Raw genomic sequence first — 13,037 nt, 5'->3', positions numbered from 1 at the left:
CAAAGATACATTATATGGCAATATTACCATGCAACCGTACTAAATATAAGGCCTCTGGTTAAAAGAGAATGTTAAAAACCCCTTGCCAATAAATCAATTTTGAGATAAAAACCTCAGCATTTACAAAATTTTATAACGATAGGTATATTACTGGATGTACTCAATAAAAAAGAGTCCCGTTATAACGGGACTCTTTATTCGACTATTCCATTTTCTTCTTCTTCATAGCATTCTTACAGAAAATAAAAAGGACATAGCCACCAATATCCATTGACACTAAAAACAATGGATTATAATACAATAAACAATGTCTAATTAATTATAAGATAGCAAAAGGCTCAAATGGTTGCGTAATAGCCCTCAATATTCTTTTTTTCGAAAAAGAAATGCTAATTTAGCTCTTCTAAAATTTAACAAATGAGTTCTGAAAAAGAAGCAAAATTAAAAGCCCTAAAACTAACCTTGGACAAACTGGACAAAACCTACGGAAAAGGTGCAGTTATGAAAATGGGCGACAGCATTGTAGAAGATGTTGAAGTTATACCTTCAGGTTCTTTGGGCCTTGATATTGCTTTAGGAGTAGGAGGTTACCCCCGAGGAAGGGTCATAGAAATCTATGGACCGGAATCTTCAGGTAAAACGACCTTGACATTACATGCCATTGCCGAAGCACAAAAAAATGGAGGTATCGCAGCTTTTATCGATGCGGAACATGCTTTTGATCGTTTCTACGCACAAAAATTAGGTGTTGATATTGATAATTTAATTATTTCCCAGCCCGATAACGGAGAGCAGGCCCTAGAAATTGCGGACAACTTAATTCGTTCGGGAGCCATCGATATTGTTATAGTCGATTCTGTTGCTGCACTGACCCCTAAAAGTGAAATAGAAGGGGAAATGGGAGATTCTAAAATGGGATTGCATGCCCGTTTAATGTCACAGGCATTAAGAAAATTGACCGGCTCTATCAGTAAAACAAATTGTACGGTAATCTTCATAAACCAATTGCGTGAAAAAATCGGTGTCATGTTCGGAAACCCAGAGACCACGACCGGTGGTAACGCGTTAAAATTCTATGCATCGGTACGACTGGATATTAGGCGTTCTACGCAAATAAAAGATACCGACGGTAATGTACAAGGAAACAAAACACGCGTAAAAGTGGTCAAAAACAAAGTAGCCCCTCCTTTCAGGACTACCGAATTTGACATCATGTACGGGGAAGGTATTTCAAAAGTAGGTGAGATCATTGATCTAGGCGTTGAATACGAAATCATTAAGAAAAGCGGTTCTTGGTTCAGTTATGGCGACACAAAACTAGGACAAGGAAGAGACGCTGTTAAAACATTATTGCTGGACAATCCGGAATTGTTCGAAGAATTGGACGGTAAAATAAGGGATGCCATCAATGCCCTTAACAAATAAGTAAATAAACTGCGTTGGCCGATTTTTAATCGACCAACGCAACCTTTTTTCCATACTTCCATCTTTATCAAAAAGAATTGATGATGATGAGAAAATTTGTTTTTGCGACCGCACTTATATCGGTTCTATTGAGTGGTTGTTCGCTTGACGACGACGACCCCAACTTTTATTTTACCTCATTAACCATAAATAGTGCAGAATTACCAGAGTCGTTTAAATTAAACGAAACATATAAAATAAACGTAACTTACACCATACCGGACGAATGTACGCATTATGAAGGCCTTGACGTTACAAAAGAAGACACCACTGTTAGAAACGTAGTCGCTATAGGCGTATCAATGACGGATGATGAAGCCTGTACCGAAGTAAATGAAGAAGAAGAGGCTTCTTTTGATTTTATCGTAAAATACGATCAACCATATACCTTTAGGTTTTATAAAGGGGACAATAGTGAAGGAGAACCTGAGTTTTTTGAAGTTGTCGTTCCGGTAGAATAACTTACATTTTAATATAACCGACCGAGTGCCTTTAGAAGAACTCATACATAAATGTAAAAAGGGCGATAGAAAGGCTCAAGAACATCTGTATAGGACCTATGCAGGGGTGCTCTATGGTATATGTTTAAAATACTCGCGCAATAAAACAGAGGCCGAAGATAACCTTCATGATAGTTTTATGACCATTTATGATAAAATTGGTCAGTACAAATCCAAGGGATCATTCGAAGGTTGGATGAAACGTATTACCATAAACACGGTATTACAAAAATACAGAAGAGAGGAATATCTAAATGTAGTCAATGACAATATTGAAGAAGAAGTAAAGGTAGAAAACGTTTATGACGACATCTCTTTACAAACCTTATTAAAATACATACAAGAATTGCCAAATAAATACAGGGCCACCTTTAATTTGTATGTATTGGACGGATATACACATAAAGAAATAGGAGAATTAATGGGCACCACAGTAGGCACATCAAAATCCAACCTTGCCCGTGCCAGAATGTTATTAAAAGAAAAGATAGAAAGAAAAGTTTCCCAATCCATTATCGGATTGATGGTTATTCTCGGAAAGAAAAAATGATTCTTAGATGGATCAATAGAAAATATTAGGCTGAACAAAAATGAGCAAAAAGAAAATAGACCAACTATTCCAGGAAAAATTTCTGGACTTCAAGAAAACTCCAGACCAAAAGGTGTGGTCCTCCATTGAAGCTTCGTTGGATAAGAAAAAAAAGAAGAGAATTCTACCCCTTTGGTGGCAGTTAGGAGGTATCGCTGCAACATTGGTCTTGGGACTATTAGTTTTTAATCCATTTCAAAATGAAGAAGTCACAGATAAGAACCCCATTACCGATATAGAAAAAAAAGAGACCCAACCCTTTAACACCAATATAAAATCCGATGTCGATCCGATTGAAGAAACAGAAGTAATTGTAAACAAGGAAAACACCGACAACAACCAAAACCAACTGGTAGAGAGTACCGACTACAGCGAAACAACAAAAGAAAATTCATCTCAAAACACCATACACAAAAATACGAACGGTACCTCTGTTCAACCCGGTATTACCGTGCTTTCTTCCCAAGAGAAATCTAATAGAAATACCGAAACGAACACCAATGGCCAAAATGACCTTGTCAAAACAACCACCGGTATTTCAGAGAGTGCCGTAGCACAAGCCGAAGAAAGGCAAGAGAATATACAACCTACAGAAAAAGAGTTGTCCGCAGTGAAAGCAAATGGCGCCATGCAAACAAACGTGCAATCTGCCGTAGCCAATAATGACCCTCAAAAAGAACCTGTTACAGACGATTCTAAAAAGAGGTCAATTTTTGAAGCGGTTACTGAACAAGAAGAGGATCAAATTGCACAGAAATCTGAAAAAAGATGGTCGGCCGGACCAAGTGTAGCTCCTGTATATTATAACGCAATAGGTGATGGTAGCCCCTTAAGCCCAATGTTCGCCTCCAATTCTAAATCGGGTGATATAAACCTCAGTTATGGTGTAGCCGTGGCATATGAGATTAATTCAAAACTCTCAGTACGGTCAGGAATACACAAAGTAGATTATGGCTATAATACCAACGATGTATATTTCACCTCCTCACTTTCTGCCTTGGAAAACTCTCAAATCCCAAATATCGATTACGCAAAAACATCTGACAATTTAATAGTTTCGAACAACAATACAACCATAAGTACTACTAGTAAAACACTTGATGTCTCGGCCCAAAATGCTCAACTTTCTGGAGAGATGGGTCAAAAAATAGGCTATCTTGAAGTACCTGTGGAATTATCATACGCCTTGATCAACAATAAACTTGGCGTAAATGTCATTGGCGGTGTTAGCTCTTTATTTTTAGTAGATAATGAAGTTTCCCTTACTTCAGGTGCCCTTACTACTGAAGTTGGCGAAGCCAATAATATTAACGATGTAAATTTTAGTGCCAATGTAGGTATTGGCCTCGACTATAAATTTACCCGTAATGTTCGTTTGAATATAGAACCGGTTTTTAAATATCAACTAAACACTTTCTCAAATGTTGACGGGTCGTTTAATCCATACTCATTAGGAATTTACAGTGGACTTAGTTTTAAATTCTAAGGTATTAAGAAGTGAGTTCTCTGTAAATGACTTCCCTAACCTCTTCTCGAAGTTTACTTTTATCATTTTCTTCCAGTCCTTCGGTCTCAAAAAATCGATGCACCCTGGCCCTGATCAATCCCGGTCCGCCACTAAAAAAGGTAAACGAAAATCGTTTTTTATTATCATAGAAGGTCATAGGCACTACCGGAATTTTATGTGCTATGGCCATTTTAAACGCGCCATCCTTAAACGTATCCAACACAATACTTTCGTCATCGGGAACGCCTCCCTCGGGAAAAATACAAATACTCAACCCTTGCTTTAATCTTCTTTGGGCCCGCCTATAGACTCCCGTTCTACTTTGTACATTGTCGCGATCTACCATAATGCACACCCGTCTATAAAAGAAACCGAATACAGGAATCTTCTCCAGTTCTTTCTTTCCCACAAAAACAAATGGGTTTTTACTGGCATAAAGCATCAGCATAATATCTAACATACTGGTATGGTTGGCCACCAACATATAACTCTTCCCCTTCACCAAGTATTCATCATAAAGCACCCTCGGCGGGCATCCCATGCCATATAAAATAGGTTTTGCCCATAAATTACGGGCCATCCAAAAAAACTGGGGATACCATTGCTCTCTAGAGGCAAAGAGCAACAAAAAAGGAAAACACAAAAAAATTGGTACGGCGACTAAAACGTAAAACCAAATTCTATATATAGTTTGCCCTACTCGCTTAAGTAATTTAACCATAAATCAAAAATAGTTATTTGCGCTTATTTTTTTGATTTGTTTTACCTTTGCACCCTTATTTTATACATAAATGGCAAGAATTTTAACAGGAATCCAAAGTACGGGAACACCACATTTGGGCAATATTTTAGGCGCTATAATGCCCGCTATAGAAATGGCAAGCGACCCTAAAAACGAGTCGTTTCTTTTTATTGCGGACCTACATTCGCTCACACAAATAAAAAATGCAGAGGAACTGCGAAGAAATACCTATTCTATTGCATCTACCTGGCTTGCTTTTGGACTGGATATAGAAAAGACCGTTTTCTACCGCCAAAGCGATGTTCCCTTAGCTACAGAACTATCTTGGTACCTAAGTTGCTTTTTTCCATATCAAAGATTGACCTTGGCCCATGGCTTCAAGGATAAGGCCGACAGACTGGAAGATGTGAACGCAGGGTTGTTCACATACCCCATGCTAATGGCCGCCGATATTCTTTTGTACGATGCGAATATAGTACCTGTAGGGAAAGATCAGTTACAGCATATAGAAATGACTAGGGACGTAGCTTCCCGTTTTCATGCCAAAATGGGCGAAACCTTTGTGATTCCTGAAGGAAAAGTTCACGAAAATACCATGTATGTACCCGGCACCGATGGGGAGAAAATGAGTAAAAGCCGTGGCAACCTGATCAATCTTTTTCAGACCGATAAAAAATTGAGAAAACAGATCATGGGAATACAAACGGACAGTACCCCTATGGAAGATCCGAAAGACCCTACCAACGACAACGTATTTGCCCTATACAAACTATTGGCAACCCAAGAACAAATAGAGGAAATGAGCGCCAATTACCTTGCCGGTAATTATGGTTATGGCCATGCCAAACAAGCGTTGTACGAAGTTATCACAGACAAGTTTGGTGAAGCCCGCGAAAAATACGATTATTACATGAACAACCTCAATGAAGTGGATGAAGCATTGGCTATAGGTGCCGAAAAAGCAAGAAAAGTAGCTGAGGGCGTCTTACAAAGAGTTCGAGAAAAAATAGGGTATTAATTATACCTGCCAATAGTATTAAAAATTCAAAACCGACCAAAGGGTCGGTTTTTTATTGTTTTAAATTTACGTAAACGGCCCAGTGATCGTTTTCTTTTATAGATTGATCGACATAGCGCCTCAAAAACGCTTTACACCATTATTTTAATCATTTCTACATACCGGATAGTCTGTAAAATCTTAAATGGCTTCGAACAATTTACCTGGCAAAGGTCTAATAACGCCTTTCATTTCCATGGCCAACAAGGTGGCCGAAGTCTTATAAATGGGTATTTGGCAATCTAGGGCGATACCATCTAACAACTGCTTGCCATTTTGCTGCAAATAAGTATAAATAGCCTGTTCTGTTTCGTCCAAGTCTACAAACAATTGCTTTTGAACCGTTTTGGTTTTCTGCTCGTCAATATCCCAATTTAACATATACACCAAATCGGCCGCAGAGGTCAACATATGTGCTTTTTGCTGTTTTATTAAATTATTACAACCAATACTATACTTATCGCTACTACGTCCTGGTACGGCAAAAACATCTCTATTGTAACCATGGGCTATATCTGCAGTGACCAAACTACCTCCTTTTTCTGCGGACTCTATTACAACGGTAGCCTCGCTCATACCGGCAATTACCCGGTTCCTCTTTAAGAAATTCTCCCTTTCGGGATTACTGTTACTCCAAAATTCTGTAAAAAACCCTCCGTTATCGCATACCCCGGCCTGATACTTCGCATGTACCTTCGGATAAATTTGGTTAAGGCCATGCGCCAAACAACCGATGGTCTGCAAACCTTGCCTTATTGCTTCCCTTTGGATACAAATATCGACTCCGTAGGCGAATCCACTAACAATAATAGGGTTTAGCGGAGCTATGTCCTTTACGAACTGCTCACAAAAAGCCATGCCATAACTGGTAATGTTACGGGTACCTACAACACTGATTATTTTACGGCCCGCAAAATCCATTTTTCCTTTTCTAAACAGTAGAATCGGGGCGTCGATACAATGCTTAAGGTGTTTAGGATACTCTGCGTCCCTAAAATAGGTGTATTGGATGTTGTTGCTTATAATATAGCTGTATTCAGCTTCCGCAGCTTTTAAATGTGCCGCATTGAACAGATATTTTATGGTGTGTGTTCCAATACCGTCAATTTTTAAGAGTGCTTCCCTTTTTTCTTCAAAAACTGCCGATGGACTACCACAATGTGCAATTAATTTCTTGGCAAGAACATCGCCAATGTTAGGTATGTGCTGTAACCTTAAAATTGCAAGCAACTCATCAGCAGTATGTTGTGAATCTATCATTGTTATGAACCAGAGACCACAAATATAATGTTAATAAAAAGTTATCCCATCCGTTTTGAAGACCCTTTATTTTTTTGATATTTGTGCCTTATGGTAGTAGAACATTATATCACAGAATTACTTTATAGATATAACTGCGTGGTAATCCCAAATTTCGGGGCGTTCCTTACCCAAAGGACTCCGGCAAGGATCAATGATATCACGAATACTTTTTATGCTCCTGCAAAGTTAATTTCCTTTAACGAGCAGCTCACCTCCAATGATGGCTTGTTGGTTTCCCATATAGCAGAAGCAGAAAAAGCTTCTTTTGAAACTACCCTGTCCAAAATCGAAGAGGTAGCCAAAGATTGGAAAAGACAATTGGCCGATGGTGAAAAGATAAGCTTACCAAACATAGGGCTTCTTTGGACCAATGGTGAGGGGCGCATACAATTTCAGCCTTATTACGAGGTAAATTATCTGACCTCCTCGTTTGGATTATCTTCCTTTAAAGCAATACCTGTTACCAGGGAAGTCTTAAAAGAAGAGGTAGTAGAAATGGAAGAGCAAATTCCATTTATCATCAGTCCCGAAAAAAGAGAACAAGGTAGTTTTAGGCCTTATTTAAAATATGCCGCCATATTTTTAGTCGCATTGTCCACAAGCCTAACAGGCTACCGCTTCTACAACGACCGTATACAAGCAGATCAAATCGTAAGACAAGAGGCTCAAAAAGAGGTGACCAGACAGATACAAGAGGCTACATTTTTTGATACCGACCCCCTTGAATTACCTACGGTAACTATTGATGCCATCTCCTCTGCCAAAACCAAAACGGCCACCGCCGGAAAACACCATATCGTAGCAGGGGCATTTAGAATTAAAGAAAACGCAGACCGCAAAATTAAGGCCCTTCAAAACAAAGGGTACAAGAATGCGTCTTATTATGGCACCAATGCCTACGGCCTTCACGTGGTTACCTATGACCGTTTTAATGACCCCAAAGAGGCTTTAACGGCCTTAAAGGAGATCAAACGTACGCAATCTGCCGATGCGTGGCTGCTTTCTGAAAAATAAAGTAACCTAGCTTCATTTAGAATTTTTGTTGCCCGTATCTTTGCGCAAAATTTTACTGTATGACAGCAAAAACTCCATCAGAATCTAGAACCACTATGACCGATATGGTCTTACCTAGTGAAACCAATGCCCTTCAAAATCTTTTTGGGGGAGAACTACTTGCCAGGATGGACCGTGCAGCAAGTATAGCCGCCGGTAGGCACAGTAGAAGAATAACTGTGACCGCTTCTGTAAATCATGTGGCATTTAATCTTGCCGTTCCCTTAGGAAGTGTTGTAACGGTAGAGGCTGCCGTATCTAGGGCCTATACTACTTCTATGGAGGTATATATAGATGTTTGGATAGAAGACAGGTATAATGGAAAGCGCACCAAGGCCAATGAAGCCATTTATACGTTTGTAGCCGTAGATGAAACCGGAAAACCGACAGAAGTACCTCCTCTACGACCTGAAACGGCCTTAGAGAAAAAAAGATATGAAGGGGCCCTAAGGCGAAAACAACTAAGTTTGGTATTGGCCGGTAAAATGAAAGCGGACGATGCTACCGAACTAAAAGCACTCTTCACAAAGGACTAAAAATCGAAATGATCGGGGTGGGGACCTATTCGCTCGCCCCTATCTAGACTATCCAAATAAGCTACATCTTCTTGCGATAATTCGAAATCGAAAATATCGGCATTTGATTCTATCCTATTTCTATGAACCGACTTAGGGATGGTTACTACGCCTTTTTGCAAATCCCAACGTAGTATGATCTGGGCGATCGATTTGTTATACTTGGCCGCCAATTTCTTGCAGATATCAAGATTAAAGACTTTGCCTTGCATAAATGGGGACCATGCTTCGTACTGAATGGTATTTTTATCACAAAAGTCGATCAACTCTTGCTGTACCACATAAGGATGAAATTCCATTTGGTTCACCATAGGCACAATTTTACAATCCGTCATTAAGTCCTCTAAGTGATGCTGTAGAAAATTACTGACACCTATGGCCCTTACTTTTTTATGTTCATATAAATACTCAAGCGCCCTCCAAGTATCTTTATATTTTTCCTTTACGGGCCAATGAACCAATAAAAGATCTAAATAATCTACCTGTAATCGTTTTATACTGTCCTCGAAAGATTTTAAGGTGCTATCGTAACCTTGATCGGCATTCCATACCTTCGTAACCAAAAAGATGTCCTCTCTTGGCACTGAGCTTTCTTTTATGCCAGTACCCACCCCTTCTTCATTTTGGTAGATAGAAGCGGTATCGATATGCCTATAACCGATTTCCAATGCATATTTTACCGAATCTATCACCTCTTGGTTGTTCTCTGCTTGATAGGTTCCTAAGCCCAAATAGGGCATTTTTACACCGTTATGCAGCGTAAAAGTTCCTTGAATGTCCGTTATCTTCCCTTTCATGTGCGATAGTATATTAGTTAAAGTTGATACACCCACTCCTCGGGGTTCAACCTTGAAGTGTCTCTATATAAATAGAACTTTAAGCGGGTTTGACCATTGGACCGATTGGTATAAATAGTGCCCAACTCTTGCTTTATTTTAACCTTGTCCCCTTTTTTTACCGAGAGTTCCGACAGATTATAGTACGTACTTATAAAGTTACCATGCTTAATCTGCACCCCCTTATTACCACCAGGCACCGCCAGTATGGCGATGACTTCACCTTCAAAAATAGCTCTTGCCTTGCTGCCTGGATCCGTAGCTATGATCACCCCGTTGCTTTGATGCTTTATCCCTGGATAAACGGCATCTTTATAGATTCCGAAACCTTGGCTTTTTATTCCCTTTTCCACTGGCCATATAAGCTTCCCTTTATTGGCGGCAAAATTATTGGCTACGATGGTCGCTTCTGGTGTTAAAACAAATTTACTGGAACTACTACTGGATGTCTTACCTGCCTTCTTATTAGATGCAGCAATGGCCGACCTGATCAATTTTTCGATCTGTTGGTCAATTTTTCGTGCTTCACGTTTCTTTGCCTCTATTGCCTTGGCATATTTACTTTCATTTTTACGAATAGTGCCAAGAAGGGCTTTCTGCTCCTGTATTTCTTTAAAAAGTTGATTCTTCGCTTTGTTGTTCTGGGCCAACAATACTTCTTTCACCTTCCTTTCTTCGTTCAAGTCCATGTTAAGCCTCGTTAGCTCCTCCGTTTTGGCTATTATCTGCTCTCCTTGCTCTTTTCTATAGTCGGTATATTGTTTCATATACTGCAGCCTTTTAAAGGCCTGAAAAAAGCTCTCTGAAGACAACAGGAACATCAACCTGTTTTGTTTGGATTTGTTTTGATAGGACTTCTGGATCATTTTGGCATATTCGTCCTTGATCTCTTGTAGTTCGCTCTTAAGTTTGCTAATATTCCTAATATTGGTATTGATTTGCCTATTGAGAAGGTTTGTTTGTTGGTTGGTTACCCTTATTAATTGCTGCCGCACACCGATCTTTTTATCCAAGGCCTCCATTTGGTCCAAGACATTCCCCTTTTCTTTCTTTTCGGATAACAAGAGCCGATTAATATTCCTTATCTCGTTTTGCAGTTGGGCCCTTTTTTCCTCCAATGCCTTTTGCTCACTTGTTTGCCCAATTGCATGTTGTACTGCAAAGGCAACAAATAAAAACAACAAATAGGTGTATGGTTTTTTAAGCATCATTCTAATACTATCTCTTTAAAACCTTTTGGTATTTTATACGGAAAATTTATTTGCCTATTCAATTCTATGCTACGATACTCCAAAGAAATATTGCTCTCCGAATTCTCTTCAATCGCTAGTATGTTAATTTCATTGGGTATCGCTTCCTTACCCACTTGCTGGTAATTTTGGTACTTGATCTCCAATAATCTTTTCTTTAATGGCTGCGACAACTGTTGTAATGCCATTTTATAATTTTTTGGTTCTATCTGAAACAATGTCTTATACAACTGTCCGGCCTTTTTCGGAATCAAACGATAGCTTTCATCGGCAATGGAAACCCCATACTTTTCTTTTCTCAAATCAAATAGTGCCTGACCCAACAGAAGATTTTGCACAATACCAAAATCGACCTCGGTGCCCAACAGTTTGCTTAAATAAGAAAAGTCGCCATCAAAATATTCATTGTCCAATTTGTTATAAAAAGAAACCCGATCTGGTGTAATATATGCCTTTACGATGCCTAAAGGAGCACTCATCCAAATACCCTTGTCCTTTACCATTCGAAGGCTCACGGTAAAACTCTGTGAATCTTCCCCGTCGTTATAATTTATTTTAACCTTGCCGCTAAGGCTATTAAAGCCAGGTGCGTTTTGATAATGGGCCTTAATAACGGCTTTAGAAGACAACCGATCGTCTACGGTGCCATCGGATATTACCTTGGTACTCTTACAGGATACCACAAGGAAAACAAAAGCCACATAAAAGAACGCCCTACTATTTTTTAATAAATTCCCTGTCATAATCTAAAATCCGGGTTTAATCTTACGAAGATACATATTTGCCTTCGTCGGGTTGTTCAATGCATTGTATGCATCTGCCAATTCTTTGTAAATCTTATTGCCCAATGATATATCTCCTATTAAATAATCCAACGCCGTTTCCAACGACTCTATCGCCTGCCTATTTTTTCTGGTTCTGTTAAGGGCATATCCATTGGCATAATAAAAATAGGGTTGCGACGGATAATTTTCCAATGCATCTTCCGAGACCTGCAAAATTAATGTCGCGGAATTTTCTATACTTATCAAACCTTTTAATCGGTTCTTATACTCCATTAAACTTTTTACTTCGGAGGAGGTGCCTACCTCCGTAGTATAACTTTTAACCACTATTTTTTCGGGCTCCTTGTTAATGGAATCGTTTATCCTGGATTTCAAATAATCCAATCCCTCCATATTTTTTACCTCTTCCAATATTGATTTTGCCAATCTATATTTTCCGAGTTCAAAATAGGCCTTGGCGATATTCGCCTTTAAAGTATCGTTCTTCCAAGGAATGTGTTCTTTTACAAGTTCTATGGAAGAATTTTGCGCATCCATAGTTTTTGCCAAAATATGTGCGTACCAATAATTTTCTGGGTCTTCGGCTATCGCTTCTTCAGCAAATTGTTGTGCATTTATATATTGCTTGTCCAACAAATACGTTTTGGCGAGCTCATAGGCAACCACATCTTTTTCGGGGCCCATTTCCTTACATTTCAATAAGGCATTTATAGCCTTATCATAGTTCTGAATGCCCTTTTGCTTTAGTGCTTCAAAGAAACTAACCTGAAAATCATCGGAATACTCATCTAAAAAGACTTCAGCACTCTCCTCTACCATGACCCTGTTATCCTCTTGCGAACAAACTCCCATGGGGATAAGGTATATCCCCAGACAAATTAGCAGCATTAGGATTTTTGTTCTCATGTATAATTACTTTACACCGGTACTACCAAAACCACCTTGGCCCCTAGCGGTATCGGACAAACTATCTACCGTCACCCACTCGGCTCGCTCGTGTTTGGCAATGACCATTTGTGCTATTCGCTCACCGTTCTCTATAATAAAGTCTTCATTTGATAAGTTAACGAGGATCACCCCCACTTCACCTCGGTAATCGGCATCGATCGTACCAGGGGCATTTAATACGGTTATCCCCTTTTTTGCCGCCAAACCGCTCCGTGGTCTTACTTGCGCTTCATAGCCCATGGGCAATTCCATAAAAAGACCCGTCTTAATAATGGCACGCTCTAACGGTTTAAGCCTAACCGGTTCATCAATATTGGCCCTTAAATCCATTCCGGCGGACGCCTCTGTCTCGTAGTGGGGCAACTCATGACCCGATTTATTTATAATCTTTATTTTCATTCAAATTAATATAATAGATTAAAAATTATT

General features: G+C 39.3%; 14 protein-coding genes. 7 read left to right on the top strand and 7 right to left on the bottom strand.

The window, feature by feature from the left end:
• Positions 1–417: 417 nt before the first annotated feature.
• From recA to J8L85_RS03405, 4 genes are all read left to right on the top strand, one after another.
• Positions 418–1,425, top strand: a complete 1,008-nt coding sequence (recA, locus tag J8L85_RS03420; protein ID WP_047246805.1) for a recombinase RecA — start codon at positions 418–420, stop codon at positions 1,423–1,425.
• An 80-nt stretch (positions 1,426–1,505) separates the two neighbouring features.
• On the top strand, positions 1,506–1,925 hold the full coding sequence (locus J8L85_RS03415; RefSeq protein WP_211014545.1) for a hypothetical protein: 420 nt from the start codon (positions 1,506–1,508) through the stop codon (positions 1,923–1,925).
• Between the two features lie 25 nt (positions 1,926–1,950).
• The gene (locus tag J8L85_RS03410; RefSeq protein WP_211014543.1) at positions 1,951–2,514 is read left to right on the top strand and encodes a sigma-70 family RNA polymerase sigma factor; all 564 of its coding nucleotides are present in this window, start codon (positions 1,951–1,953) and stop codon (positions 2,512–2,514) included.
• A gap of 40 nt (positions 2,515–2,554) precedes the next feature.
• A complete protein-coding gene (locus J8L85_RS03405; protein ID WP_211014541.1) occupies positions 2,555–4,039 on the top strand; it encodes an outer membrane beta-barrel protein in 1,485 nt (494 codons plus the stop codon).
• Between the two features lie 4 nt (positions 4,040–4,043).
• Here the strand turns inward: J8L85_RS03405 and J8L85_RS03400 are convergent, their stop codons facing one another.
• Entirely contained in the window at positions 4,044–4,781 is a 738-nt protein-coding gene (locus J8L85_RS03400; protein WP_211014539.1) for a lysophospholipid acyltransferase family protein, read from the bottom strand.
• Between the two features lie 70 nt (positions 4,782–4,851).
• On the opposite strand from J8L85_RS03400, the gene trpS reads away from it, so the two are divergent.
• On the top strand, positions 4,852–5,820 hold the full coding sequence (gene trpS / locus J8L85_RS03395) for a tryptophan--tRNA ligase (RefSeq protein WP_211014536.1): 969 nt from the start codon (positions 4,852–4,854) through the stop codon (positions 5,818–5,820).
• Positions 5,821–6,000: 180 nt separating this feature from the next.
• Here trpS and dprA read toward each other — a convergent pair whose 3' ends face one another.
• Positions 6,001–7,119, bottom strand: coding sequence for a DNA-processing protein DprA (gene dprA / locus J8L85_RS03390; RefSeq protein ID WP_211014534.1), 1,119 nt, complete (start codon positions 7,117–7,119; stop codon positions 6,001–6,003).
• 90 nt (positions 7,120–7,209) lie between these two features.
• On the opposite strand from dprA, the gene J8L85_RS03385 reads away from it, so the two are divergent.
• On the top strand, positions 7,210–8,175 hold the full coding sequence (locus J8L85_RS03385; RefSeq protein WP_211014532.1) for an SPOR domain-containing protein: 966 nt from the start codon (positions 7,210–7,212) through the stop codon (positions 8,173–8,175).
• Between the two features lie 59 nt (positions 8,176–8,234).
• Positions 8,235–8,750 (top strand): acyl-CoA thioesterase, encoded by a 516-nt coding sequence (locus J8L85_RS03380; protein WP_211014530.1) that lies wholly within the window; start codon positions 8,235–8,237, stop codon positions 8,748–8,750.
• Here J8L85_RS03380 and J8L85_RS03375 read toward each other — a convergent pair.
• Genes J8L85_RS03375 through dut form a run of 5 tightly spaced genes read right to left on the bottom strand, consistent with a single transcriptional unit; the run spans position 8,747 to position 13,007 of the window.
• The gene (locus tag J8L85_RS03375) at positions 8,747–9,586 is read right to left on the bottom strand and encodes an aldo/keto reductase (RefSeq protein WP_211014528.1); all 840 of its coding nucleotides are present in this window, start codon (positions 9,584–9,586) and stop codon (positions 8,747–8,749) included. The genes J8L85_RS03380 and J8L85_RS03375 overlap by 4 nt on opposite strands.
• A 17-nt stretch (positions 9,587–9,603) precedes the next feature.
• Complete coding sequence (locus tag J8L85_RS03370) at positions 9,604–10,836, bottom strand: peptidoglycan DD-metalloendopeptidase family protein (protein ID WP_211014526.1); 1,233 nt, start codon at positions 10,834–10,836, stop codon at positions 9,604–9,606.
• On the bottom strand, positions 10,833–11,618 hold the full coding sequence (locus J8L85_RS03365) for a DUF4292 domain-containing protein (RefSeq protein WP_211014524.1): 786 nt from the start codon (positions 11,616–11,618) through the stop codon (positions 10,833–10,835). Before J8L85_RS03365 ends, J8L85_RS03370 begins: the two co-directional genes overlap by 4 nt.
• Positions 11,619–11,621: 3 nt before the next feature.
• A complete protein-coding gene (locus J8L85_RS03360) occupies positions 11,622–12,566 on the bottom strand; it encodes a hypothetical protein (protein WP_211014522.1) in 945 nt (314 codons plus the stop codon).
• 6 nt (positions 12,567–12,572) lie between these two features.
• Positions 12,573–13,007 (bottom strand): dUTP diphosphatase, encoded by a 435-nt coding sequence (dut, locus tag J8L85_RS03355; RefSeq protein ID WP_211014520.1) that lies wholly within the window; start codon positions 13,005–13,007, stop codon positions 12,573–12,575.
• Between the last annotated feature and the right edge of the window lie 30 nt (positions 13,008–13,037).

This window comes from Maribacter sp. MMG018 (assembly GCF_018100785.1).
In the GTDB taxonomy this organism is placed as follows: Bacteria; Bacteroidota; Bacteroidia; order Flavobacteriales; family Flavobacteriaceae; genus Maribacter.
This window is presented reverse-complemented; position numbering and strand designations above follow the sequence as displayed.

What these genes read in the sequence shown, in the direction of transcription:
- recA (WP_047246805.1), top strand. Translation starts at nt 418, where the DNA reads ATGAGTTCTGAAAAAGAAGCAAAATTAAAAGCCCTAAAACTAACCTTG.
- J8L85_RS03415 (WP_211014545.1), top strand. Translation starts at nt 1,506, where the DNA reads ATGATGATGAGAAAATTTGTTTTTGCGACCGCACTTATATCGGTTCTA.
- J8L85_RS03405 (WP_211014541.1), top strand. Translation starts at nt 2,555, where the DNA reads ATGAGCAAAAAGAAAATAGACCAACTATTCCAGGAAAAATTTCTGGAC.
- J8L85_RS03400 (WP_211014539.1), bottom strand. Translation starts at nt 4,781, where the DNA reads ATGGTTAAATTACTTAAGCGAGTAGGGCAAACTATATATAGAATTTGG.
- trpS (WP_211014536.1), top strand. Translation starts at nt 4,852, where the DNA reads ATGGCAAGAATTTTAACAGGAATCCAAAGTACGGGAACACCACATTTG.
- dprA (WP_211014534.1), bottom strand. Translation starts at nt 7,119, where the DNA reads ATGATAGATTCACAACATACTGCTGATGAGTTGCTTGCAATTTTAAGG.
- J8L85_RS03385 (WP_211014532.1), top strand. Translation starts at nt 7,210, where the DNA reads ATGGTAGTAGAACATTATATCACAGAATTACTTTATAGATATAACTGC.
- J8L85_RS03380 (WP_211014530.1), top strand. Translation starts at nt 8,235, where the DNA reads ATGACAGCAAAAACTCCATCAGAATCTAGAACCACTATGACCGATATG.
- J8L85_RS03375 (WP_211014528.1), bottom strand. Translation starts at nt 9,586, where the DNA reads ATGAAAGGGAAGATAACGGACATTCAAGGAACTTTTACGCTGCATAAC.
- J8L85_RS03370 (WP_211014526.1), bottom strand. Translation starts at nt 10,836, where the DNA reads ATGATGCTTAAAAAACCATACACCTATTTGTTGTTTTTATTTGTTGCC.
- J8L85_RS03365 (WP_211014524.1), bottom strand. Translation starts at nt 11,618, where the DNA reads ATGACAGGGAATTTATTAAAAAATAGTAGGGCGTTCTTTTATGTGGCT.
- J8L85_RS03360 (WP_211014522.1), bottom strand. Translation starts at nt 12,566, where the DNA reads ATGAGAACAAAAATCCTAATGCTGCTAATTTGTCTGGGGATATACCTT.
- dut (WP_211014520.1), bottom strand. Translation starts at nt 13,007, where the DNA reads ATGAAAATAAAGATTATAAATAAATCGGGTCATGAGTTGCCCCACTAC.